Origin of the sequence: Mesomycoplasma flocculare ATCC 27399 (assembly GCF_000815065.1) — a bacterium.
GTDB classification, from domain to species: Bacteria; Bacillota_I; Bacilli_A; order Mycoplasmatales; family Metamycoplasmataceae; genus Mesomycoplasma; species Mesomycoplasma flocculare.
Genome location: NZ_CP007585.1, coordinates 93881 through 118580 on the forward strand (window position 1 = coordinate 93881; position 24700 = coordinate 118580).

A 24700-nucleotide genomic window follows, 5' to 3' on the forward strand; every position below is an offset into this window, starting at 1 on the left:
AATTCTGAATTTAAGGCTGAGTAAACTAAAAAACAACTAAAAACTAGACCAAAACTATGATAACTAATGGCATATTTAATTAAATTATATAAATTAAAAATTATTAAGAAAGTAAATGAGAAAATTATTATAATATAATTAAATAAATTTTACTGTTTTTTTGCCAAAAATTGTAAACATCTTTTAGTAAGCTATTTTTTCAAAAAATAGGAGCAATTTTTGGCAAAAAAATCAAAAGCAAGCTTAAACTGCTAAGGGCCAACAAGATTAATGAAATTTAAACTTTGTATGTAATAAAAATAAAAGAAATTTTCAAAAAGGAAATAAATTAAACCAAAAGGCGATAAACAGCAACTAAATTTTGTGCAAAAGAAGAAAAAGCACTGTTTTTTAGTGTTTTTTAAATTTAACCTTTTCTGCAAAATTTTATCACATATTTTTAAACAAACGAAGTAAAGTGGAAAAATTTAGGAAAATTAAGCCAATTTTACTTTTTTTTAAAATTTTTTAACTTTTTAATTAATATTAGTAGCAAAACGGAAGCTAGTTTTCGGTTAATCGTCAGGTTCTGAGATTTCAATAGCATCTAAACTGTTTTCGTTAGTTCTTTCAAAATTTTTATTTTCTTTTGCGTTAGAATTTTCGGTTTGTGTATTATCATTTTCTAAAATGTCCTGAGCATTTTCATTTTTGGATTCAAATAGTATTTTAGCAAAACCATCAGGTTCGTTTTTAAAGTCAATAAAATCAATTTTTACTGAATTTTTGTCCTTATTTTCGCTAGCAAGATCATTTTCTTCACCTTCACCTTCACCTAAAAACTCATCAAGATTATTATAGTTTTCGATTTCGAAATTTTGTTCTGTTAGTTTTTTGTATTCTCTTTCTTTAATTATTTCAAGTTGCTCTTGGTTCATTTTTACTAAGATATTACGTTTTTCCTCAAGCGGCATTTCTGTTTTTAGATTAACTAATTTCTTATTTGCAATCTGTCAAAGTTCGAATTCTTCTCTTGAATCCACCTTTTCAATTTTAAGCTCAGCAAGCTGATTTGCGATAAACTCGGGTTTATTTTCTTCTTCATTTTTCTTCATAAGTGCAATTCTTTCTTCATTTGTCGCGATTATTTGTTCAATAATTTCATCAGGTGTGTTTGCTGGGTAAGAAATAGAACTTCCATCTGATAGAATTGCTTGGTGATATTCCATTTTTTCAGCATTTGAGTTATTGAAAAGTGCAATTATTGCTTGGTAAGCAGATTCTGAAACTAAAATGTTGAATTTTTTTGTCGCTTCTTCGGTAAAAATTTGGTATGGATTTTTTTGTGAGTATTGAACTAGATTAGCTGAAGATCTCAATTTATCGATACTATCGATATGATTTTGTCATTGGCTATCAAGTGTTGTTAGAATAATTTGGCGTTCAGATTGGAAATATGTTTCTCCTAAATTTTCTTTTAGCACGGTTTGAATTTGTTCAAAATAAATAGTTTCTAATTTTTTTATTAAAAATTCATTAAGTTGCTCTAATGGATAATTTTCAATTTCACTATTTTTAAAGTCAAAGCCGGAAATTCGTGATAAATTATCGTTAAGGAAACTTATCAAATTTGTATAGTTAATTTCTTGGTTAGGAAATAGAATAAAATCATAGCCAAGAATAATATCAACAGCACGCACGATCATTTTTTGAATGTAATGGTCAAAATTTTCAATTTGAAGCAAAATGTCTCTTTGAGTGTAAATTAAATCTCTTTGTTGACGGATAACATCATCATAACTAAGAACAGTTTTGCGAATATCGAAGTTAAAACCTTCGATTTTCTTTTGAGCTGCTAGTAAAACTGAGTGAATATATTTTCCTTTAATGGCCCCATTTGTACGACCGTATATATCAAAAATTTGTTCAAAACTAGAAAAACGTCGTAAAAGTTGATCTTGAAGTGAGATAAAAAAGCGACTTATTCCTGGATCGCCTTGTCTTCCTGAGCGACCACGAAGTTGATTGTCAATCCGTCGTGATTCTGCCTTATCGGTTCCAAGAATATAAAGTCCTCCAAGTTGAATTACCCCAGGTTCTAGAATAATATCAGTTCCTCGTCCCGCCATATTTGTTGCAATTGTAATTGCATTTTTTCTTCCAGCTTTTGCAATAATTTCTGCTTCAAGTTGGTTTTGTTTCGCGTTTAAAACTGTGTGATAAAGCCCTTTTTGGGTTAACATATCCGAAAGCGTTTCTGAGTCAACAACTTGCGAAGTCCCAATTAAAATTGGTTGACCTTTTTTATGAACTCTTTCAACTTCTGCAATAATTGCTTGATTTTTTTGATGTGTTGTTGCGAAAATTTCATCTTTTTCATCTGTGCGAATCATTGGCTTGTTTGTTGGAATTACATTAACTCGCATATTATAAACATCGATAAATTCTTGTTCTTCGGTTTTGGCTGTTCCTGTCATTCCGGATAGTTTTTTAAAAAGTCGAAAAAAATTTTGGTAGGTAATTGTTGCAAGTGTTTTTGTTTCAGGTTCGATTTCAATTCCTTCTTTGGCTTGGATAGCTTGCTGGAGACCTTCAGAATAAGATCTCCCTATCATAATTCTTCCAGTAAATTGATCAACTAATTGGATTTTACCGTTTTGAACAATGTATTCAACATCGCGCTTCATAACTTTGTTTGCTCTTAGTGCGTTTTGGATTCTGTGCACTAGTTCAGAGTTCTTAATTTCGTATAAATTTCTAAGACCAAAAAAAGCGTTCGCCTTATCGATCCCTTTGTCGTTAAGTTTGATCCCTTTAGTTTCTTCATCAATATAAAAATCTTCTTCAAGAAGTATATTAACAAATTGATTTGCTGATAAATATTGCGCAGGCGAATTATTTTGTCCGCCGCTTATGATTAAAGGAGTTTTTGCTTCGTCAATTAAAATTGAATCAATTTCATCGATTAGGCAAAAATTTAGCCCCCTTTGCACTTTCTCGGCTGTTGAAAAAACCATATTATCTCGCAGATAATCAAAACCTAATTCTGAATGAGTTGAATAAGTAATATCTGCATTATACATTAGCCTTTTTGCATCAGCGTTCATTTCATTTTTGTTAATCCCAACCGAAAGGCCTAAGAAATTATAGACTTTTCCGTTATCTTCAGCATCGCGTTCTGCCAAATATTCGTTAACAGTTGATACAATTACGCCCTGACCTAAAAGTGCGTTAAGATAAACAGGTGGTATTGAAGCGATTGTTTTTCCTTCTCCAGTTTTCATTTCAGCAACTGAACCCATATCAAGAATGAGTCCGCCAAGAATTTGGACATCATAAGGCGTTTTTCCTAAAATTCGTTTTGTAGCTTCGCGAGCAACCGCGAAAGCTTCAACACGAATATCTTTTAGTTTTTCACCATTTGCAAGTCTTTTTTTAAATATGTTAGTCTGGTTTGCAAGATCATAATCGGTCATAGCACCATAATAACTTCGTTTTTGGTTAATTTGTTTTAAAAGACGGTAGGCTAGACGGAGTTCGGATGAGGTTTTAAAGAAGTTAAATAATTTTTTCATGTTTATTATTTTTTAATTTTTTGAATAAATTTTACCAAAATATTCAAAAAATTAAAAAAGCCAAATATTCAAATATTATTAAGCTTAGATTATTAAACTAAACTAAAATATAAAAAGCACAAAATTTTATAGTTTTTTAATTTTTTTAAAATAAAATATTTTTTTGTGGTATAATTATATAGGAATTAAATTCAATTAGACAAAACTCTAAATATTCAAAAAAAGGAGCCAAAATGGCAAAATTCGGAAAAGCCCAGCTTGAATTCATAAAAATGGGGTTAGTTGAAAGTTGAGTGAACCAATTAGATGAAGAAGATTTTCTTGTTGTTTATTTACATTTTAAATACGATAGAAAAATGAATATACCTTCAATATTTAACGAATCAACTTTTATTGGGCCAACAGAAAGAGAACTAATTTCAAAAATAATCTATAAAGACTTGTATCTTGACAATCAAAAACAGCATTTTGAGGCTATTGCTTGCAAGTTAAAACGAAGAAAAACCGATCTTTAAAAAATTAATTAAGACGTTTTTTTATAAATAAATGGAAAAACAAAAAAAAAAAACGACATTTTGTTTTGTCGTTTTTTTTTGTTTGGATAAATTATTTTTCTTATTTTAAAAAACAAAAAAATACTTTATTTTATAGCATCTTTTTTAGGCCTTAGAAAGATATGGTGGCTCCGACAGGAATCGAACCAGTGACACACGGTGCTTCAAACCGTTGCTCTACCTACTGAGCTACAGAGCCGTGGCGGTCTAGACGGGGATCGAACCCGCGATCTCCTCCGTGACAGAGAGGCGTATTAACCACTTTACTACTAGACCTTTGGTTGCGGAGACAGGAATCGAACCTATGACCTTTGGGTTATGAGCCCAACGAGCTACCTCTGCTCTACTCCGCTATATGAAAATTAAACGAAAATATGATATTTATTTATAACCTTTTTTAGCATTTTTTATTAAAAAAAAGTTATAAATGGCGGGCAATGAGGGATTCGAACCCCCGCGGGCTTTCACACCCCTGCCAGTTTTCAAGACTAGTCCCTTCAGCCACTTGGGTAATTGCCCGTTTTGGTGGATCTAACTGGATTCGAACCAATGACCAACCGGTTATGAGCCGGATGCTCTAACCGCTGAGCTATAGATCCAGATTTGATTTTTTATAATTTAAAAAAAATAAATAAAATAGCTGGTGGCTCCAAGGAGATTCGAACTCATGACCTTCCGGGTATGAACCGGATGCTCTAACCAACTGAGCTATAGAGCCAATGGTGGAGAGGAAGGGAGTCGAACCCTCTACCTCCTGCGTGCAAAACAGGCGCTCTAGCCAGATGAGCTACCCCCCCAAATGGTGAAGAAGACAGGATTTGAACCTGCGACCACTACGTCCCAAACGTAGCGCTCTGCCAAGCTGAGCTACTTCTCCAAGCTATAATTATACATTAATTTTTTAAAAAGGCAAACTTTTTTATTTTTTTGAAAAAATAAAAAATGGCGATCACGAGAGGATTCGAACCTCTGACCACAAGCTTAGAAGGCTCGTGCTCTATCCTACTGAGCTACGTGACCACACTTAAAAATTGTATCATAAAAATTGTATCATATTTTTTAATTGCATTTTATAATTTATGTATAAAATATGAAAATAAATTGATTTCCTGGGCACATGGCAAAGAGCCTTAATAATTTGTCAAAAAAAGCAAGAATAATAGACATTTTTATAATAGTTGTTGATGCCCGTGCACCAATTTCCAGTATAAATGATGAGTTTTTAAAATTTATTTCCAATAAGTTTTTGTTAGTTGTGGTTACAAAAATTGATTTAGGAGATAGTGAGAAATTCCTTGAAATTAAAAATTTTTTCGAGCAAAAAAATTTCTTTGTATTATTTCTAAATTTGAAAAATAATACAAGCAAAAACATAATTATATCACAATTAAATTATATTTTTAAATTAAAACAAAAAAAACAAAAAGCAAAATTTGAAACACCAAGCCTAAAAATTTTTGTGCTCGGGATGCCAAATACAGGAAAGTCAACTTTAATAAATTTAGTTACAAATTCGCGGCTTAAAGTTGGAAACCAGCCCGGAATTACACGAAATAATCAGTGGATTAGCTCAGGAAAATTTCTTTTTCTTGACACTCCGGGAATTTTGCCACCTAAAATCGAAAATCAAAAAATAGCATTAAAATTGGCGCTTATTGGTTTAATAAAGCAAGAGATAATCGATTTAAATTTCCTTTTTTTTGAAGCTTATAAATTAATTTCAGAATTATATCCAAATTTGATAAAAGATTTAGATATAAAACCTGCTGAAAATGAGGCTGAAATTACTAAAAATTTGTCAAAATTAGCGGAGATTAAACACTTTAAAGATAAAAATGGGTTAGATCTTATCCGATGTCAAATTTGGTTTTTGAATTATATTAGACAACAAAAAATTACCCTAGATTAATTCTTTTAATACTAAACTTATAAAAATATGATATAATTCTTGCTAATTTGTGTAGAGAGTTGGTAACAATATTTTTTATTTTGATCCTTCAAATTTTTATTTATCTCTTTTTATAAATTTAGTAGTTTTTCTTTTAATAATTCTTGCAGTTCCAATTTTTCTTGTTTTATTAGTTGCTTTTGTAAAACCGCGAATTAAAGCAACATCAAACATTTATCTTTATTCATTAAGCGCCGGACTTTTATTGATGGTTGCAACCGTTGGGCTTATTCAAGAAGGTTTTCATGGCGCTGAAAATTTTGCCCATAAATTTGAAAGTGAGGAAAATTTATATAAAATTTTAATAATAGGTGGCGGCGCGCTTTTTGGACTTACCAGCGTTTTTATTGCCCGGTGATTTTTTATTAAAATTTTTAAAGTCGAATTACACTCAGATCATAAAAAACACGATCATAACGATCATATTGTCAACTTTTCTGATGTTGATAGCCCAAAATCAGCCTGACTTGCGATACTACTTTTGTTATCACATAGAACCATCGATGGTTTTATTTTGGGGTCAGTAATTGCAAGATTCACTGCCGGAGATAGTATAAATTGATATTTAATCGGAACTTTTGTTGCTCATATGATAATTGAAATTCTAATAATTCATTATCGGCAAGTTCAATATGGGCAAACCATCAAAAAATCAGTAACTTATAACTTAATTACAACATTAATTTTAGTCCCAATAATTACGCTTGGCGCTTTTTTGAACCGTTTTTTTATTCAAACTGGCTGATTAATTCCGTTTTTTAATGTTTCAGGTGGAGCAATTTTAAGTTTTGTTGTAATAATTGAACTAGTTCCTGAATTTATTCATTTAAGAAATAACCCTTCTTTTCAGTGAAATTTTTCGCTTTTCTTGTTTGCGCTTGGAATTATTATAGCTCTTATAATTCTGGTTTTGCATCAGCACTAAAAATTAATTAACATAAAAAACCCTATAAATTTATAGAGTTTTTGAAAAATAGATATTAAATTATCTTTAAGAAAAACTAAAAAAATAAATACTAATTTTTGTTTTTTTAGTAAAAATAACATGAAAAATTTTCAAAATTACTTAAAATTTAAAAAATTTCATTTTTTTTTTTTTTTTTTTTGAAATAAAAAAATGATACAATTATACTCGAGTTGCCGAAAGGTAGAATATGCTTTGGTTTTGTTCAAACCGCTCAAATGAACTTCTCTGACTTCACAGTTGTAGTTAAAGCAAAAAACTGTGCCACCAAATTTGTTATTTGGTGGTTTTTATTTTAAAAACATTTTTATTTTGTGTTTAAAATTGTTTTCAAATAAATTCCTGTGTAGGATTCTTTAACTTTTGCAACAGCTTCTGGGGTTCCTTTGGCAATAATTTGTCCTCCATCATCTCCGCCGTTCGGGCCTAAATCAATAATATAATCAGCTACTTTAATTATTTCTAAATTATGCTCGATCACTATTATACTATCACCGTTGTCAACAATTCGGTTCAAGACTTTGATTAAATTTGCTACATCATAATTATGCAGCCCGGTTGTTGGTTCGTCAAGAACAAAAAGCGATTTTCCTGTTGGTTTTTTTTGTAAAAAAGTTGCTAATTTTATTCTTTGGGCCTCTCCACCAGATAAAGTAACTGCCGATTGACCAAGTTTTATATAGCCAAGACCGACATCAACTAAAGTTTGTAATTTTATGACAATTTTAGGCCAATGGTGAAAAAATTCAAGTGCGGCTAAAACTGTTAAATCAAGAATATCTGCAATTGTTTTTCCGTGAAAACGGATTTGCAGCACGTCAGGTTTGTAGCGTTTTCCTTGACAATGATCACATAAAACGTAAATATCGGGCATAAAATGCATTTCAATTTTAATTTGCCCATCTCCTTGGCATTTATCACATCGCCCTGCTTGTAAATTGAAAGAAAATTTCGATTTTGAAAATCCTAGTGCTCTAGCTTGTTCAGTGTTTGCAAAAACTTCGCGAATATCATCAAAAACTGAAGTATAAGTTGCTGGGTTTGAACGCGGAGTTCGCCCAATCGGGCTTTGGTTAATTGCAATCAGCTTATCAATATTAAAAAGACCTTTAATTTCGGCACATTTTCCTATTCGAATATTTGTTGCGCCAAGATGTTTTGAAACCGCATTCACTATAATTTGGTTTACTAATGTTGATTTACCAGAACCTGAAACACCAGAGACAACGACAAATTTACCTAAAGGGATGTTGATATTAATGTTTTTTAAATTATTTTCGCTTGCTTTTTCGATAATGATAAATTGTCCATTACCAATCCGACGTTTTTTTGGAATTTGAATTTCTAATTTTTTTGTTAAAAACTGACCTGTAATTGATTTTGGTTCGTTTTCAATATCATTTATTGAACCGGCCGCAACTAAAAAACCGCCTTCCTCTCCGGCTTTTGGGCCAATATCGACAAGATAATCGGCAGCTAAAATTGTTTCAAAATCATGTTCGACAACAATTAAACTATTCCCGATTTCCACCATTTTTTTTAAGGTTGCAATTAATTTGTCATTATCTTTTTGGTGCAGACCAATTGAAGGCTCATCAAGGACATAAAGAATTCCTGTTAGTTGCGAACCAACTTGGCTCGCAAGTCGAATTCGTTGCGATTCACCACCTGATAAAGTTGAGGCCGATCGATTTAAATTTAAATATTCAAGCCCAACGTTAGCTAAAAATGAGAGGCGAGATTTGATTTCGCCAAGAATCAAAGTAGAAATTTTTTCGTCAAATTCAGTTAATTTAAGATTTTTAAAAAAAATTATTAAATCTTTTATTGATAGCTGAGATAACTGAAAAATATTATAATTCTCTAGCAAAACAGCAAGTGCGTAATTATTTAATCTTGCACCTTGACAGGAGCTGCAAGGAAATTCAGACATCATTTTTTTAAATCATAGCCGTAAGTCTTCGCTGGATGTTTCTCAGAATTTACGCTGGATTTTGTTAAGAATTCCCTCAATTGGTCGAAAATAGTCATATCTTTTACCGCTTTCTGAAATTAGGAAGTAATTTAGTGATTTATTTGTTCCATATTTAATCATCTCAAGTTGCTTTTTTGTCATTTTGTTGATTTTTAAATCTGTTGGAATCTCAAAATAATCCAGTAAAATTTTAAATTCTTGTCATTCAAGTGATTTTGTGTTTACTGATTTTCCAAAATATTTAATTGCCCCTTGATTTATAGTTAAATTTTTATCAGGGACGATAAGATCAAAGTCAGCTTCTAAATTAGTTCCTAAACCCTTACATGTTTTGCACATTCCATAAGGCGAATTAAAAGAAAAAAGGCGGTTTTCGAGATTGGGCATCTCAAAATCACCAAATGGACAAGCTTGTAATTTTGAAAATCTAACAGTCTCAGAATTCTCAAATTCGCAAAGCGCAATTCCCTTCCCAAGTTCAAATGCAATTTCAAGGGCTGTTTGGAGTCTGCTTTTTTCTTCATTTTCTAGCAAAAATCTGTCAATTACAACCCAAATTGTATGTTTTTGTTTGGGATTGAGATTAATTTCATCTGCAAGATAATAAAAAGAATTATTAATTTTTGCGCGCAGAAAACCTTGATTTTTAAGGCTTTCAATTAAATTTCGGTGGCTACCTTTTTCCATTTCCACAACTGGAGCCATAATAATAAGTCTTGTTTTCGGCGGTCAAGATAAAATTGTTGCTAAAATTGTCACAATTTTTTGCGCAACAATTTCAACCTTATGATTAGGGCAAAAAGGTTTTCCGATTTTTGCATACAAAAGCCGAAAATAATCGTATATTTCTGTGATAGTTCCAACAGTTGAACGCGGATTATTATGACTTGTTTTTTGTTCTACAGAAATTGTTGGCGAAAGCCCATAAATTGCTTCAACTTTTGGTTTTTTTGTGCCGCCTAAAAATTGCCGTGCATAAGGACTTAAAGAATCGATATACCGACGCTTTCCTTCTTCATAAATTGTGTTAAATGCTAGCGAAGATTTACCAGAACCTGAAAGACCTGTGAAAACAACAAGTTTATTTTTTGGGATTACAAGGTCAATGTTTTTCAAATTGTTTTCGCGAGCTCCTTTAATGTAAATAAAATTGTGTGTATCTTTATTTTTAAGCATTTTTTGATTTTTCTTTTAGTTTTTATATAAGGGAAATTATTTTTTTATTCATCTTTATTTTTTAAAGATTGGATGTTAAGAGGCTTTTTGATGTTTTTTAAATTTTTTTTATTTGGATTTGTACTAATTTCGATATTTTTTGTAAAAAAAGCTCTATTTGTTTTGCGTTTTTTTATTGTAGAAAAACTTTTTTTTATCAAGTCAAATTGTAAATTTTTAGAATAATTGGCATTTTTTGTAGTAATTAGAGACAAATTTTTTAGGTTTAGCAAGTTATTCTTCTGAATTTTATCACGGTTTTCATAGTTTGTTTTTAATTTTGAGTTTTTATCAATTCCAGATTTTTTAGTTATTTTAGAATTATTCATAATTGTATTATTTGATTTAGTGACTGAAAATTTTGAAGAACTTGATGATGGAAAAACTTGATGTTGACTGGTTGGCTTGGCAGATTTTATTGAATATTTTTCAATTGTACTGGCGTTTTTATTGGATTTTTTCAATAAAGTGCGAGAATCTTTTTCTAATTTATTAGTCTTTAAATTTTCTTTTTTAGAAGAAATTACATTATTGTCTACTTTTTTTTCAAAATCTTGTATTTGTGTTTGTCTGCTATAATTTTTTATAGATTTTTTCAAAATTGTAATATTTGAATCGATTTGGTTTTTAGTTTTATCCTGTTTTAGTTGGCCTTTCGTTGGTATAACAACATTAGTATTTGCCAGTTTTAATGATTTTAGTTTCGAATTAGTTTCGAATTTATTAGCTTCTAAATTATGAGCCACATATTTTTCTGTGTTTTTCTCCCGAAAATAATTAATAAAATCAATTTTTTGATCAACATAAATAATTTTTGTTAAAATCACTGGCTTTCAACGCTTTGTTCTATGAAAATATGAACTAAGGCGGTTTTTTATTAACTGTTTAATTTGTGGTATAGATCATTTTTGATATTTTTCAATAAAATATCTAACAGAAGAAAAACAAAGTCGGCGAATTTCTGCTATAATCTGACTACCATTTCGGATTGAAAAAGTCCCCTTTGTAATAATAGAAATTCGCCCACTAATTAAATTCTTTTGCTTATCAATTGGTATTAAAATAAAAACAAAGCCATTTTCGCGCATTTCTTGTCGCTCATTAATAATTCGCGAATTATCACGGGAAATTGTCTCGCCATCAATATAAATGGGATCGCAAGGAATTTTTTCTGCAGTTTTATAAATTTCTTGGTCAACCATTTTAAAAACTTGCCCGTTTTCTGCAATAATTACATTTTTTGGGTCAATTCCCGATTCAATAGCGGTTTGGGAATGCGCAACTGACATTCTATATTCACCATGATAAGGGAAAAAGTACTTTGGTTTTGTTAATTGAAAAATTTTTTCATGTTCCGCTTTATAAGCATGTCCGGAAGTGTGAAGATAACCATCTGGTCCATTTTCTTTAATAATTGCGCTTAGTTTGTAAAGTCTGTTAATTAAATGCTCAATTTTAATTTTGTTTCCGGGAATTGGCGAGGAAGAAAAAATAATCATATCTTGTGGCTCGATACTAATTTTTGGATGTTTTTTGTTAGACATTCTATCAAGAGCGGCAAGTTGTTCGCCTTGTGAGCCGGTTGTTAGAATTAGCATCTGATTTTCTTCAACACCGTTTAAATTTTTTCCTAGAAAAGCATCATCTGGAACATTAATATAACCTGAACGGCGTCCGATATTAATTCCATTTATCATCGAGCGTCCAAAAACAAGAATTTTTTTCCCTAATTTAATCCCGATTTCGATTAGAGCTTTAATTCTAGTTAAATTAGAGGCGAAAGCAGTAATAATAATTTTTCGTGTTGCTGCTCGCATATGCATTTCAATATCAGCAAGAATATCACGTTCTGAAGGTGAATGATTTGCTCGCATTGCGTTTGTTGAATCCGAAAAAAGCACTGTTAATTTTTGATTACCAATTTCTTTTAGCTTTTCAAAATCGGTATAATTTCCAATTGGTGTATAATCAAAACGGAAATCCCCGGTGCACATAATTGAACCATGTTGCGAACTAATTCTGATTCCAAAGGCATCAGGAATTGAGTGTTGCGCAGTCCAAAAATCGATACTCAAACTTTCAAAACGATAAACATCGTTTTTGTTAATTTCAATAAAATTAACTTTTGGATTAATTTTTTGGTCGTCAAACTTAGCTTTTAAATATTCAATGGCGATTTTTGGCGCAAAAATTTTTTTGATATTAACTTCTTGAACTAAATAAATAATTCCACCAATATGATCTTCATGACCATGAGTTATAAAAAGACCACGTATTTTTGCTTGTTTTTTTTGCAAATAATGGTAATTTGGGACCATTCCTTTAATTCCAGTTAAAAAAAGATTGGCGAATTTGATACCAGCATCAATTATTACAATATCAAAATCATCTTCGATAATTAAAGTGGACTTACCAATTTCTTGCATGCCGCCGAGGCCAAAAAATCGAGTTGGATTAACATTTAAGGACATAATTTTCCTGTCTGGATTATTTTTTGAATTTTTTTGAAAAAAATTTAAAATTTTATAATTGAACTTAATAATATAATAATAGTCTTCATTTTCTATTTTGAGTTATTAAAAACGAAAATTTAAAACTAAATAATTTTTTAACTTTAAAATCATTTAGATAAAGTTAAATCGGATATTCAAACAAATTTTAACAAATTTTTTTAAAAAAAATGCAAATTTTACTTTTTACAAACACGAATTGTTGCTGGTTTTTGCAAATTTATATTAAATTGAGAGGAATAATGTTTTAAACTATCCAAAATTTGCTCATAAATATGACCAAATCCAATGCCTGCAATTAAATTAATACATCTTATCTTTGAATTATAATTATTTAGTTCAAAGATAAGATTTTCAACAATGGCTGTTGTTTTTTGGCTATCAAAGCCGTGAAAGTCGAAACTTTTTTCATTATAAGGATAAAAATTCTCTATATTCTGCTCAGAATCAGAATTTTCAACAGTTTCTAAGATTCTATCTCAATCACCAAAGTGAATTTTTTTTGATTTTTTGCTAAAGTTCATTATTTTGTTTGCTTAAATTTCATGGGCTAAAATGGGTAAAAAATAAATTATTATTTAAATACCAGAATCTTAACTTAATAATTATACTATAATTTTAATATTTTTTTAAACAATCACTCTTTCCTTTTCCAAAAAAAAAAAAAAAATGATAAAATTAAAACAATATGATAACAAACGGTAAAGAAGTTAAGGTAAAACTTATTGATTTCAAAACTTTAACATATCAACTTTTGGAAGATGCAACAGCGGGTGACTGATTTTCAATTGCTAGCGAGGCACAAAATTACATCGAGACACAAATAAAAGAAAAAACAAAAGAAGAAATCCAATCGATTAAAGATCAAACGCGTAATGAAATTTTCGCAAACGACCAGGAAATAAAGCAAATGAGATTCGAAATAGAACAGCTCAAAATTAAAAATACAAAATTAGAAGAAAAAGCAAAAACAGACCAATTAGATTTAGATAAAAAACATACTGCAGAAATTTCCAAAAAAGATGACGAAATTAAAGATTTAAAAAATGAAGTACAAGAGTATAAAAAAAATCAAAATTTTGAAATTGATAAAATAAAAATGGAAAAAGAATTAGAAATTAAGAACAAAATGGAAAAAGAATTTGAAGATAAATGAGAAAAACAAGAAAAAAAATTAAAAGAAAATAACGAGGAAAATAACAAGAAAATAATTCAGGAATTAAAAGAAAATCACAAGAAAATAATTCAGGAATTAAAAGAAAATCACGAGAAAATAATTCAGGAATCAAAAAAGGGTTATAACGAGAAAATTCAGAAAGCTGAACAAGAAAATAATGAATTGCATGCGGAACTAAATAGATATAAAGAAAAAAATATAAATTCAAAGGAAATTGGTGAAAATTTAGAAAACTGAATTTTAGAGCGTTATAAAAGCGTGTTTCCATTTGGCCAAGAAAATGATGAAACAATCAGTTTTAGTTTGAAAAAAGACACTGAAAATCTTAAACAAGAAGGCGAATCAAGTGGAACAAAAGCAGATTTTATTTTTACAATTTATGACAAAGAGGGTCAAATTAGCGAAAGTGTAATTCTTGAAGCTAAATCTGAGTCTAAGGAAAAACCAGGAAGGCAAAAAAACAACCAATTTTTTAAAAAGCTTGAAAACGATCGGGTGAAAAAAAATGCCCGTTATGCAATTTTAGTCACAGAACTTGAGCCTGATCAATATATTACAATTGATATTGCTCCAAATTTTCCGAAAATATTTATCTGTCGCCCATATTTTTATTTAGCACTTTTAATGATTTTGAAATCAATGATTCTTAAAGAAAAAAAATTGGTCATGCAAGGTAAAAATCTTGCAGATAAAGAAAAGATAATTAATGATTTTGAAAAATGGAAAAATGATAAAATAAAAAAATTAGCGGAAAAAATAAATAAAAAGTCAGCAGACGCTATAGCTTCTAGTAGAAAAATTATTGATGAGGCCACAAAAATTCGAGATACTTTAGAGGAAACTTCAAATAATCTTATTTGAAAACTCAATACCGAAATCGATAAATTTAATATTACAGAGTTTGCTAAAAAAATCGAAAGAACAGAAAAAATTTCGCAAGAATTCGTATAATTACTTTAATTGATGGAATTTAAAATTTTCTAAATTATAAACTACAACTTTTCTTAATATTGATTTTTTATTCTTTCGAGATTTTTTGCATATTTTTCCAAATAAGCATTAATTACTTGATTAATAGTTCAGCCTAAAATTTCGATAAAACCTAAGAAAAATTCAAATAATTCCACTAAAATTTTAACGTTTTTATCAAGCAGAAATTGAGAAGCCAAAATAAAAACGTGTTTAAATTGCTCATTAATATCTTTATTTTTAACAAATTTTGTTTCAAAAACCCGCTTTGTTTCGAAGTGTATGCAGGCTGATACTAAAAAATGAATAGCATCAACAAATTCTTCGATAGTTTTTTCATAATTGGACTTTTTATTTGCCTTTCAATATTTAAAACTTTCAATTTCATTGGCAAATTCAGCAATCTCAACAATCGCGGCAATAATTACTTTATCTTGTCATTGTGGGTCAATTTCGGTAACTGAACTATCGCCGTAACTATATTTAGCAAAAAGGTTGTCTAAAATTTTTTGCTTTTCAAAAATTAATTTTAAATCTAATTTCATGTTAGCGGACTTTAAATTATAGTTGATAGTTAATTATATCATATTTTTTTGTTTTTAGGCTACTACTTTTTTGTGCTTTTTTTAAATTCCTTGAAACATAATTATATATTAATAAATTTTCTGTTAATTGACCGAGAAGTTCCTTATTTATATGATATAATTAACTTTTACAAAACTTTGGGGGTTTAGTATAATGGCAGTACCATGGACTCCAAACCCATTAGTGAAGGTTCGAATCCTTTAACCCCCGCCATTTTTATGTTTTTTTGTTTATCTCATTATAATTATTTTTTAATTTTTGATCTAAAAAGTAAAAATAACCCTTAATTTTAAAATTTTTATTTTTTAGTTCAAATAAATTTGAACTTAATTATGAGACCAAAAATGTTTTTTAAGAAAGGAAAAGAATGCGAACAAAATTTAAAGATAAATTATATAATTTAGTCTCACCTTTAATTGAACCAGGAGAAAAATTAGAATTTTCTGTTAGTGATACAAATTTTGATGTCGTCGAATTTAATTCTTTTGGAAAAACAACCATAATTTCTGTTTTTCCCTCAATTAACACAAAAATTTGTGATTTTCAAACAATTGCAATTCGCGATTTGTCGCGAAAATATCCGCAATTTCGATTCATTTCAGTTTCCCTAGATCTTCCTTCCGCAATCACTCAGTGAAAAGATGCTAATGCAGCTGATAATTTAGAAATATATTCAGATTATCGACTTCGTAGTTTTGGGTTTGCCACTGGATTTTTAATTGAAGATGTTTTTTTACTAAATCGTGGTTATCTTATTGTTGATGCAGATGGTAAGGTTTTGGTGGTTGAATCCAATTCTAATGTTCATGATCAAATTGATTTTGTAAAGTTAGAAGAAAAACTTGTTGAACTTTCCTAAGTTTTTTTAAAAAATTTAGACATTATTTTTATCTATTTTAAGAAAATAAAAAAATGCACTTGAATATCGTGCATTTTTTTATTCTGTTCAAGAAATATAAATAATGGTATAATTGTTTAAAACCAAGGACAAAATAAAAAAAATGACTGATAATACGACTATTCCGGCTGATTTAATTTCTGAGCGCCCGTTTAAAGAAGGCGAAGCTTTTTGGTTGATTCAAGATTGAATACCGATTTATGCACTTACGGTTGTTTTGGGCATGATTGCATCGATTATCACTATTTATTTTTTTTGAAAACGTGAAGGTTATAAACCTGATTATTTAGCCGCGTTAATTTTCATCACAATTCCTATTTCGATTGTTGGAGCGCGTTTTGGATTTATTCTTGAACGTTTAGTTGTTGGTGATTTTAGTGTTTTAAAAAACTGATATAATATTCGTCAAGGCGGCCTTTCGATTCAATGAGGAGTAATTTTTCCTACTATCGCAAATCTAATTTATATTTACCGGAAAAGAAGCAAAATCGACTGACGCAAATGTTTTTCATTTATTTTGCCAGCGGTTTTGGTGGGCCAATTTATTGGCAGATGAGGGAATTTTACTAACCACGAGGTTTATGGTTTTCTTGATCCAGAAGGTAAAACTGTAAATTGACTTGGAGATTTTATCAGAAAAAATATGTTTATTAGCGATAAAATCGCGCCAGATGGGCAATTAAGAGTGCCTTTATTTTTCTATGAGTCAATAGTTTCATTATTTGGATATATTGTTTTAGTTTGAATTTTCAATTTATATTCTTGGTTAAAACCTGGGTCTACGGGTGCATTATATATTTTATATTATGGAATTGTTCGCTCTTCAATGGAATATTTACGGCAAGAATCCTATTTATATTATTTTTTAATCGCAATTTTAATGGTTATTTTAGGCTTTTTTCTCTTTATTCGTTTTCAATTTTTCACTAATTATTATTTAAAATTTGAAAACAAAAAAATAAAAATTGCTTTTTTTGAGCGCTATACAAAAGAAAAAAAAATATATGCCAAACTCCCTTGAATTCGTTGAAATAGAAATGTTTTGAATTTTGAGGAAACAAATACTAAAAACTTGGAGGGTTAATTAGGTTTTGCAAAAATAAGCAAAAAAATCCAGTTTTAGCTTAAAAATTTTATTCTAAAGTCAATTTTTTTCTATTTTCTAAATTAAAGTATTATAATTATTTTATAATTTAACAATATAAATAATGTTTGAAAGGCGCTTTTGAATGGAGAATTTTGATGTATTAATTATTGGTGCTGGACCTGCGGGTCTAACAACCGCACTTTATGCATCGCGTGGCAATTTAAAAGTGCTGATTTTGGAAAAAGGAGCTCCAGGCGGAAAGCTTGTTTCTCAATCAAAAATTGAAAACTGACCTGGTGATGAAATAATTGATGGAGCAACTTTAGCGCTTCGAATGTACAAACATCCTTTAAAATTTGGGGCAAAACACCGTTTTTGTGATGTTGATTTTATTGAATCAAATAGCGAATTTGATCATAAAGTTTTTTGTAAAGACGGTAAAGCTTTCCATGGCCGTTCAGTTGTTGTTGCCACTGGGATGGTCGAAAGAAAACCGCTTGATATTAAAAATTATCTTAATTTTGAAGGAAAGGGCGTTTCATATTGTGTTGTTTGTGATGGCCCTTTTTATGCAAATAAACCTTCAATTGTGATTGGCGGTGGAAATTCTGCTGTTGAAGAATCAAGTTTTCTAGCTTCAATTGTATCAAAAGTTTATGTTTTAGTCCGCGATGATAAATTTATCGCGGAGCAAATGCTAATCGATGATTTGAAAAAAAATAAAAATGTCGAGATTTTATTTAATGCAAGAGTGTTAGAATTACAAGGCAAAACCGAATTAGAAGCGGCAATAATTGAACACAACGGTATTAGAAAAACCCTTGAAATAAAATCGCTTTTTCCATATATTGGTTTTTTACCAGCGACAAATTTTTTGCAAAAAAATCACAAAAAAATTCTTAATAAAATTAATTTTATTGAAGTGGATCGTTATGGGCAGTCAAAAATTCCTGGAATTTATGCAGTTGGCGATGTCGTTAGCAAGGAAATAAGGCAAATTGTTACCGCCGCAAGTGATGGGGCGATTGTTGGTAAAATTTTAACAAACCGAATTAAATAAATAAAAAAAGCTAAATTAAGGTAGTTGGAATCGTGAAAATAGTTAAGCAAATTAAAAAAACAAAATATTTGAGTACAAAGTCAAAAATTTTGTTAGGTTTAGGTTTAAGCTCTGCTTTCCTTGCAGTTTTAGGAATTTCAGTTGCTGCTTCTTATGGCTTTGCACTTAGTAAAAAAAAATCATATGAGATAACAGTTGAAGATTTAAACAGACTAGCAACTAAAATTAACGGTCTTAGTTTTAATTCACAAAAAATTTCACCATTTTCAAATTATGCAACTTTAAAAAAAGAATGAAAAAACATGCAAAACTCCGAAAAAAACGGAGATTTTTTTGATTTTTACACGCTCGAATATAAACGCTTACAGCCTTATAAATTACCAAATGGAATTTGAGTCGAGTTTATAAAAATCGAACCTGATGATGCAAACCAGCAATTTAGTGTCGAATTTGTTCTAAAAACATTTAATGGTTCGCGAATTATAAAATCTGATATTAAAACTGATAAAGTCACTATAAGCCCTAACTCAACTTTCTTTTTAGAGAATTTTTACCAAGCTCTTCAAATTAACCTGAAAAATATTTCTCCTTATTCACGAGTTCAAAAAGGGAAAAAAAGTCCTAAAAACTGACTTGCAAGTGATTTTTTAAATGAGATAAATATAGAAGAAACTGCCGATGGCGCAATTCAAAAAATCCGTGATTTTTTTAATTTTAATTTTGATTCAGTTCTAAAAAATAAAAATTTTAGCATTAAATATAATAATGCCTTAATTTTTCCTTATAAAATTGAAATTCTAAAAAATAGTATGAATACCTGATTAAAACCATCGCAAACAAATGCTGATTTTCTCGAAATTCAAGGAAAAGTTAGTTTTACTGATCAGGCAAAAAAATTATTTCCTAAAAATTTTAATACAAATATTACAAAATATTTCAATTTTCTGCTTTTTGATTCAACAAAAAATGAATCAGCATTTGCAGATCCTAATTTTTTCATTAAAATTCCAGAAATAGCTGAGCCAAAAATTGATGAATTTGCAAGTAAAAATTCTCAAGAAAAATTTAATTCGCAACAAAAATCAATTTTATCCGTTTATAAATTTATTAAATATAAAGAAAATAATTCTGGCTTAAAATCAGCCGAAGAAGCAAAAAAAGCGCTTAATTCTTTGTTTATAAATGGTTTAGAATTAGATTTTGGCAAGTATAATGATTTAGATGCAAAAATCAAAAAAAAATTTGAATATAAAATTTTAGTTGACAAAATTCATTTTGGATCTGATGAAAATTCAGCGTTTATTAGAGTTCCCTTTGAAATTTCTTATCCTCTTGATGAAAAAAAAGAAAAAAAACTAAAAACAGAAACCCAAGTTTTGTTAAGAAATTTCAAAAATTCTGCTTCTCAAAGTGTTTTAACTTTTAATCCTAAAGAGTTTGCTTCAATTCCTGTAGTTAGTTTAAAATATCCAAATAATCAAAGTCAGAACAACGATGGTCTTTATGAATCTTTTGAGCCAGTATCAAAATCGCAAATTGAACGGCTTTTAGCATTAAATTACCATGAAAAAATTTATGAAATTTTAACGGATTCTTCTAAATTTAATCTAACTTTTTCAGAAAAAGAAGTTCTGAATTCTTGAATTTTGAGCTATAAATTTCCAACAATTGCAGAATTTTCAAAAAGAACTTTAATTCCTGAAAACCGCAAAAATAACACTCAAATTATCCCTTTTTTTCAAAACAATCAGGAGTTTATTGCCTTTACAAATAAAATTTTAACTTTGCCAAAAGAAGAAGCAAAAAAATATCTTGAAATTTTTTTAAACGCGCTCACACAAGAAAAACAAGCGCAAATTAAAGGAACTTTTAATCGTGAACAAAAACCTCTAGAATCTAGTGATAACGATAAGGCAGCACTATTAAAAGTTCAAGAAGTACAATCTCAAGAGAATAAAGATAATCTACAAAAAAGCCAACAAACAAAAACCGGAAAACAAGAGACTTTTAATGCAAAAAGTCCCGATTCTTCAACTTCAAATACACAGCAAGTTAATTCAGAACAACAAAAAAAGTTCGGAAAAACTCTAAATGGTAACACAAAAACAAGCGCAACTGAATTTAACAACAAAATTGTTGCTAAACTACAAAAACAGTACAAGATTTCAATCCTAAAAGATTTAATTTACAAAATTGACGCCTTAGAAAGTGAGTCTGGGGGGCAATCTAAATTAAATTTGGATAGTTTTACAGATTTATTTATCAATACTTATAAGAATAATGATTTAATCATTCAATTTAACACTTTTGCGGAAAATCTTAATTATAATATTGTTTTTGTCCCTAACCAAGATAGTGAATCCATCAGTGATGAAGAAAAGATAAATTTAGTAAATAAATCTGATTCTACAATAGAAAATCTTAAAAAAAGTGAAAAAAATCAGAGCAGTACTGAACCTTCAACTCAGAAAAATGTACTAAAAAACAAAGTAAGTTTATTCCAAGAAGCAAAACCTAGCTCACAAAATGGTACTCCTCAAAAATCTAGTGCCGAATTTACTACTATCTCGAGACATGAACGCGAAACGGAAGTTTTCAAACTTGGTTATTATTATATTTTTACATCCAGCAATACAAATAAAATTGTCTTTCGAACGCCAATAAAGTCTATAAAATTAAAGGTTTTTTCAGCTGAAAAAGCCGGCGATGATCTTGAAAAATTATCTTATAATATATTAAATTTTCCGCAATCGCTTTTAAAATTAGAACTTGCGGAAAATAATTTTGCATCAGCGGACGCGCTTAAAAAAAGCGCAGAAGAAATTTTAAAAGCAGAATTTAACAGTCAAGATAAGGATTTAAAATCAACAACGGAAAGTTTTAGAAAACTTTTTGGAAATAAAACTTTCATGAAAGTTTATCCATTACTTTATGGAAACGGCCTTATTTACAAAAAAGATAGCGTTTTTAAAGATAAATTTGGAAATTTGAGAATCAGGTTTGCTGTTAAAGATTTAGATGTCAGCGAACAAAGACAAATTATTCTTCCAAGTATTTTAGATCCTGAAAAATCTGAAGAATTAAGTAAAAATACAGAAAAAGTGAAGGAAAAATTGCAAAATTCTTTAACACAACCTGCAACTTCAGATTCACAGCAAACCCAATCTAGTTTACAAAATGACTTAAATAACTTAAAAACCGAGCTTGGAGTTTTTAAACCAGATGAAAAAGAAGCAAAATATCCACTTGTTTTTATAGTAATAAAACCAGATAAGCAGTTTAAAAGGAACTAGACTCGATTATGAATAATATTAAAATAAAAAAAATTAATAAGGTTTCAAATAAACGATCTTTAATAATTATGGCCACCTGACCTATTGCTGTGGGTGTGATTTTAGGTTTTTCATATCTAACTTATACTGTTGTTGAGTCAAAGTATTTTACAAAAGTTGACAAGCGCAGTTTATTAACAACGGATTTAAATCAAAAAGGAATAGAACTTACAAATCAGAAGTTTGCAAATATTATTGATAAATTGGAACTAGATAAGGATTTTGCTAAATATTCAGCCAGTCAAATTCTTAATTTAGTTCATAATGCACAGTCTAATTTTCGTTTAATTAATCTCTTTAATCTTGCAGATTTTAGCTCAAAATATCCGTTTTTAAAGCTCAATATCAATCCGATTGATAATTCTGATGTGGATGATAAGAAGTTAATAACAAAAGTTGTCAACAATAATTTAGTTAATGTGCTTTTTTCAGCTCATGACCAATTAACTAATAAAGTTTATTCAAAAGTGCGCTCAATTCGTGGTTTTGAGGGAAAAGGTGAAACCACATTTGTTGATTTTAATTTGGATCAGCAAAAATCATCTTTTGTTTTATCGCCAGTTGAGATAGCTAAAAAATGAAATGCCACATCTTTGATTGATTCTTTGAATAATGAATATAAAAAAACCAAAGATACAAAAAAAACACTTGAAAAATACGGTTCTTTTTTGCTGCTTGATTCTAATAATGTTGTTGTTGATTTCCCTGAAAAAACAACTTTTGACTTCCAAACTGATTCAACTGGAAATATAGTTTTTAAAAATCTTGAAGATTCAACTGGGAATTTATGGGTTGCTTTTGATATTTTTGATGGGAAAAAACAGAAAATTCGCTCCTTTGATCTAAAGGTTTTAAATTTATTAAATTATCGCGAAGTTACCAATTATCTTAATAATTTATTAAAAAATAATGATGATTTAATTGTACTCAAAGAGGAAAAAATCGAGGAAATTGTAGCTAAAAATGTTTCCTTATCAACTTTTTTCATTAGTTCAAGAAATATTAAAGAATTTTTTGATACATCAAAGTTAGATACGCTTTTTACTAATTCTTTACCAAATTTTGGGTTAAAATTGTTTGCTGCAAACTCGCAAATGGACCGTTTTGGTGAAGTTGAATTAATGGTTCAAGTAGATTTCAGACCAAAAAAAGAGCTAGAATCTAACGAAGGCAACCAAAAACCAGCTTCAAATGTAAATGAAAATTCAGAAACTGAAACTAAAAAAGCTAGTGAAAATAAACTTGTTCTTGCTAAAAAAGTAGAGGAAACCGAAGCAGCTTTATTCCAAGATAGCTCTAGCAAAGAAAAATCAGAAAACAAAAATACGTCTCCAACGGATATAGATTCTGAGATTCAGTTAAATTATCATAAATTTAATTTTATTTATAATTTAAAGCCATTTAAAAATCTAGCGCAAAGATATCTAAATTCAGTTATAAAAAACAATGACTATTATATTATTAAAAATAGTTTTAACTATTTGACCGGCAGCGAAATTATCAATAATTTAAAAGCAATTAATGCTAGTTTTTATTCATTTGTAGAAAACAAAAACACAAATAAAGGATATGAAATTGTCAATTTAGAAAGCAGCCCAACTTATGATAGTTTAGCAAGTCAACAAGCAATTGTGTTGTGATTTATAGACTTTTTTAAAGATAAACTAGATTTTCCTGATTGAAAAAAAGCGGAAACAACACAAAAGCCTGAAGAAATTCTTGCTAAAATATTCGAAAAAATGAATAATATTATAAATTCCAAACAAATTTTTTCATACGGAGTTAAATATAATCTATTTTTTGATAATTTAACACGGGAACTTCAAATCAAGATTAGTATTCAAGATAAAACTAACAAAATTTTAGGTCAAAAGGTTATTAAAATTTCCGGATTAGCTCCGGTAAATCCTCCACTTTTTGTGGCTAAACAAAATTTTGCAAGTTTTTTTATCGATGGTAGCGGTGGTTTTGAAACTAATGACCCAAACATTTTATTGCCAAAAACCATTAAAAATCTTAAATCAATTACGAATCCACAAGTTTTAATCGCTACAAAAAATGAAAAAAATGGCGAAAATAATGCAGTAAATATTAAAATGGTGCAAAATTCTGGTGTTTTATATCCAAGTCTAAATGGTTCACCACTCGCATTTGTCTATCGAGCAGCGGATAATTCAGCTTTTAAACCCGTCGAGTTCGAAATAAAAAAACCTTTTTTTTACGGCTTTTCTGTGCAAAATAATTTAGAGTACAAAAAATATAAAGTAGTTCTTAATTTCGTTAGTGAAACAAAAAATACAATTCAAAATATGCAAACTAATAGCAACGAGAATCATGTAATCTGAGTTAAAAAAGTTGCAAATAAAACCGAATTAGTCAACAAAAATGGGAAAAACATTAGGGAAATACCAGAAAATTTTCCGGTTTGAGTAGTTGGAATTTCTAAGAAAAACGAAATTGATGCTGTAACATCCGTAAATGGCCATGAAAGCTCTACTACTCCCAAAATTATTGGAATTTTACCTGTAAGTGAAGGAGATTTCACAAATTTTGTGATTTCGTATAATGGTTTTAGTGAAAAATCGTCAAAATCACAAACCAACACAAACAATCAAATAACACTGAGAATTGCTAGTGAAAGATCAAAAAACCTGCCCGCACTTGAACTAGTTGAAAATGATTTAAAAGTAAAAGGAACATCAAGTTCAACAACGGAAAAAGAGAACTTATCAATAATTTTGGGAGATTCAGAAAATTCAAAAAATGGGGAAAATTCAGAGGTTTTATTTCGATTTTTTACTCAATTTGATCAACAGTTTCAAGAAAAACAAATTTTTGATCTTGCGCTTGAAAACTCGTTGAAATAAATAGT

Annotated in this window: 14 protein-coding genes and 10 tRNA genes; 10 read left to right on the forward strand and 14 right to left on the reverse strand. The window is 29.3% G+C overall.

Annotation, left to right across the window (positions count from 1 at the left end; genetic code table 4):
• Window positions 1-554: 554 nt before the first annotated feature.
• On the reverse strand, window positions 555-3554 hold the full coding sequence (secA, locus tag MYF_RS00410; RefSeq protein WP_002557937.1) for a preprotein translocase subunit SecA: 3000 nt from the start codon (window positions 3552-3554) through the stop codon (window positions 555-557).
• A 233-nt stretch (window positions 3555-3787) separates the two neighbouring features.
• Between secA and MYF_RS00415 the strand changes: the two genes are divergently transcribed.
• Window positions 3788-4069, forward strand: coding sequence for a hypothetical protein (locus tag MYF_RS00415; protein WP_002557938.1), 282 nt, complete (start codon window positions 3788-3790; stop codon window positions 4067-4069).
• 162 nt (window positions 4070-4231) lie between these two features.
• Here the strand turns inward: MYF_RS00415 and MYF_RS00420 are convergent.
• The 9 genes from MYF_RS00420 to MYF_RS00460 form a co-directional block, all read right to left on the reverse strand.
• Window positions 4232-4307, reverse strand: a tRNA-Phe gene (locus MYF_RS00420).
• A gap of 1 nt (window position 4308) precedes the next feature.
• A tRNA-Asp gene (locus tag MYF_RS00425) sits at window positions 4309-4384 on the reverse strand.
• A 2-nt stretch (window positions 4385-4386) separates the two neighbouring features.
• A tRNA-Met gene (locus MYF_RS00430) sits at window positions 4387-4461 on the reverse strand.
• A gap of 75 nt (window positions 4462-4536) precedes the next feature.
• Window positions 4537-4627 (reverse strand) — tRNA-Ser (locus MYF_RS00435).
• Between the two features lie 4 nt (window positions 4628-4631).
• A tRNA-Ile gene (locus MYF_RS00440) sits at window positions 4632-4707 on the reverse strand.
• 42 nt (window positions 4708-4749) lie between these two features.
• Window positions 4750-4826, reverse strand: a tRNA-Met gene (locus MYF_RS00445).
• A gap of 2 nt (window positions 4827-4828) precedes the next feature.
• Window positions 4829-4905 (reverse strand) — tRNA-Ala (locus tag MYF_RS00450).
• A gap of 3 nt (window positions 4906-4908) precedes the next feature.
• Window positions 4909-4985 (reverse strand) — tRNA-Pro (locus MYF_RS00455).
• A 66-nt stretch (window positions 4986-5051) separates the two neighbouring features.
• Window positions 5052-5128 (reverse strand) — tRNA-Arg (locus tag MYF_RS00460).
• A gap of 97 nt (window positions 5129-5225) precedes the next feature.
• Here MYF_RS00460 and ylqF point away from each other — a divergent pair.
• Window positions 5226-6017 (forward strand): ribosome biogenesis GTPase YlqF, encoded by a 792-nt coding sequence (ylqF, locus tag MYF_RS00465; protein WP_220189978.1) that lies wholly within the window; start codon window positions 5226-5228, stop codon window positions 6015-6017.
• A gap of 247 nt (window positions 6018-6264) precedes the next feature.
• Window positions 6265-6981: a hypothetical protein gene (locus MYF_RS00470; RefSeq protein WP_002557571.1), complete on the forward strand. Its 717-nt coding sequence runs from the start codon at window positions 6265-6267 to the stop codon at window positions 6979-6981.
• Window positions 6982-7327: 346 nt separating this feature from the next.
• Here MYF_RS00470 and uvrA read toward each other — a convergent pair whose 3' ends face one another.
• The 3 genes from uvrA to MYF_RS00485 form a co-directional block, all read right to left on the reverse strand.
• Window positions 7328-10171 carry an excinuclease ABC subunit UvrA gene (uvrA, locus tag MYF_RS00475; RefSeq protein ID WP_002557572.1) on the reverse strand — a complete coding sequence of 948 codons (2844 nt, stop codon included), beginning with the start codon at window positions 10169-10171 and terminating at the stop codon, window positions 7328-7330.
• Between the two features lie 44 nt (window positions 10172-10215).
• Window positions 10216-12681: a ribonuclease J gene (locus MYF_RS00480; RefSeq protein ID WP_002557573.1), complete on the reverse strand. Its 2466-nt coding sequence runs from the start codon at window positions 12679-12681 to the stop codon at window positions 10216-10218.
• 218 nt (window positions 12682-12899) lie between these two features.
• Complete coding sequence (locus MYF_RS00485) at window positions 12900-13244, reverse strand: hypothetical protein (protein WP_002557574.1); 345 nt, start codon at window positions 13242-13244, stop codon at window positions 12900-12902.
• 164 nt (window positions 13245-13408) lie between these two features.
• Here MYF_RS00485 and MYF_RS00490 point away from each other — a divergent pair, with 164 nt between their 5' ends.
• A complete protein-coding gene (locus tag MYF_RS00490; protein WP_002557575.1) occupies window positions 13409-14848 on the forward strand; it encodes a DUF2130 domain-containing protein in 1440 nt (479 codons plus the stop codon).
• A gap of 53 nt (window positions 14849-14901) precedes the next feature.
• Here the strand turns inward: MYF_RS00490 and MYF_RS00495 are convergent, their stop codons facing one another.
• Window positions 14902-15411, reverse strand: coding sequence for a dUTP diphosphatase (locus MYF_RS00495; RefSeq protein ID WP_002557576.1), 510 nt, complete (start codon window positions 15409-15411; stop codon window positions 14902-14904).
• Window positions 15412-15590: 179 nt separating this feature from the next.
• Here MYF_RS00495 and MYF_RS00500 point away from each other — a divergent pair.
• The 6 genes from MYF_RS00500 (at window position 15591) to MYF_RS00525 (ending at window position 24695) form a co-directional block, all read left to right on the forward strand.
• Window positions 15591-15664, forward strand: a tRNA-Trp gene (locus tag MYF_RS00500).
• A gap of 154 nt (window positions 15665-15818) precedes the next feature.
• Window positions 15819-16310 (forward strand): peroxiredoxin, encoded by a 492-nt coding sequence (locus MYF_RS00505; RefSeq protein WP_002557577.1) that lies wholly within the window; start codon window positions 15819-15821, stop codon window positions 16308-16310.
• 142 nt (window positions 16311-16452) lie between these two features.
• Window positions 16453-17433 (forward strand): prolipoprotein diacylglyceryl transferase, encoded by a 981-nt coding sequence (locus MYF_RS00510; protein WP_002557578.1) that lies wholly within the window; start codon window positions 16453-16455, stop codon window positions 17431-17433.
• A gap of 145 nt (window positions 17434-17578) precedes the next feature.
• A complete protein-coding gene (locus MYF_RS00515; protein ID WP_039387509.1) occupies window positions 17579-18496 on the forward strand; it encodes an NAD(P)/FAD-dependent oxidoreductase in 918 nt (305 codons plus the stop codon).
• Between the two features lie 32 nt (window positions 18497-18528).
• The gene (locus tag MYF_RS00520) at window positions 18529-21789 is read left to right on the forward strand and encodes a P97 family adhesin (RefSeq protein ID WP_002557580.1); all 3261 of its coding nucleotides are present in this window, start codon (window positions 18529-18531) and stop codon (window positions 21787-21789) included.
• 8 nt (window positions 21790-21797) lie between these two features.
• Window positions 21798-24695 (forward strand): P110/LppT family adhesin N-terminal domain, encoded by a 2898-nt coding sequence (locus MYF_RS00525; protein ID WP_002557581.1) that lies wholly within the window; start codon window positions 21798-21800, stop codon window positions 24693-24695.
• Window positions 24696-24700 lie beyond the last annotated feature (5 nt).